The 1,607-nt window shown below is 54.0% G+C and carries 2 protein-coding genes; both read right to left on the reverse strand.

What is annotated here, in order from left to right; translation table 11 throughout:
* Window positions 1–879, reverse strand: an 879-nt coding sequence (locus AB4043_RS24835; protein WP_442308436.1) for an IPT/TIG domain-containing protein, incomplete at its 3' end; no start/stop codon positions are given.
* A 240-nt stretch (window positions 880–1,119) separates the two neighbouring features.
* Entirely contained in the window at window positions 1,120–1,470 is a 351-nt protein-coding gene (locus AB4043_RS24840) for an FAD-dependent oxidoreductase (protein WP_442308437.1), read from the reverse strand.
* Window positions 1,471–1,607 lie beyond the last annotated feature (137 nt).

Here is a 1,607-nt window from a genome sequence, read left to right on the forward strand (position 1 = left end):
ACCGGGGTAGCCCACGATGGAAAGCTGACTCGTGGCCGATCTGCCGCCAAGATCCAACGACATAGCCGCTTTATAGCCCCGTCCATCGTCGAAGGTCACGTCGGTTCCTGGTTCAAGATAGATAACGGTATTTTGCGAAGGGGATGCGGAGTCTCGCGACGTTACCGAATTGAATGCTGCCCTCCATGTTTTAAATGGAGCGGTGAAGCTGCCGTTGTTCGTATCGAGTCCCTTCGGGGAAACAAAGACGATGGTTGTCGGTGTCACCGTGAATGGAACGCCATTTGAGGGAAGCCCATTTACGTTGACAACGATGTTTCCTGTTTTCGCTGCCGGCCCAAGTTGCGCGATGATCATGGTGTCTGACCAAGAGCACAGACTGCAGTTCGTCACGAGTTGTCCACCAAGGGTCACCGCACTTGTTCCTTGCGAAGCTCCGAAGTTGTCTCCGAAGATTCGAACATATACGCCATTTCCGTTATCGCCGCCGCTGCCTGAACCGACATTCAGATCGGTGTAGTTGATGTGCGGCGTGCCCGGCAGCGAACTGCCCGGCGACGTTGAACTGTCGGAGACATTGAGGTTCAAGCCTGTTTTGGTGGCTCCGCCACAGTAGTCCCAGTTTTGAACGACAACATAGTGTGCACCGGGAGTAAGCGTGATCGTCGTGTTGACGGTCGTTCCATCTGCGCTCCACTGTAGCTTGTCGTCAACATAAATGCCGACGGCAGCAACGCCCTGGGAGCAGGTTGTGTTTGTAGTGGCAACGACGGGGAATGACGTACCAACGGTGGCGCCGTTGGCAGGAGTAGTTACAGCAACGGCGCCAAACGCAGGGACCGCACAGGATATCAATGCGCCTGCGATGAGTGTGGGCACACGAAGACACTGGACGACTAAGCGACCGATTTGTATTCTCAACGAATTGCTCCTACGGGGATGGGGATCGATCGAAGCAGCTTGCACTTTGATGGCCGCAAATCGCTGAGGTTTTTTCAACGTAGTACGAGTAACTTATGCTCCTTTTCATCGATCGAAGATGAAAAATATTCCGGACACCGGAAAGTTCTTCCCGCTGGAATCGATAAACGCACAGAAGACGGCAGCGCATTTTTGTATTCAAGCTTCCGAAGCGGGTGGAACCGCGTCTTTTCCACAGAAACTGCGGAACAAAGCTACGACGCGCTCGCAGGCATCCGGCGCATAGAACATTTCTGTGTTCACCATTGTGTCTGCGGTCATATGCTGCATCCGAGCAAACATTTCCGCCTCATAGATCGCAATGGCCTTAGAAGAAGACTTCTCGCTGAGAAGAAGCTTCGACAGAACCAGGGCATCAAGCATCGCCATGTTCACGCCTTCGCCCGCATAGGGCGRCATGACATGCGCTGCGTCGCCAATCAGCGTAACATTTGGCTTCGGCTTCCACGGTTGATCCATCGGGCAAACAAGGAGCGGACGCCAGACCATCGAGACGGCCTCTCTAAAGAGTGGTTCCCATAGGTCACTCCACCCTTTGAAGTTGGCGTGGAACCATCCAACTCGCTGATCCGGGTCGACTGCCTCCTCAAGGCTCTGCCTAACCGCACGATCATCTGTCTTCAAAC

Origin of the sequence: Terriglobus sp. YAF25, assembly GCF_052113305.1 — a bacterium.
Lineage (GTDB): Bacteria > Acidobacteriota > Terriglobia > Terriglobales > Acidobacteriaceae > Terriglobus.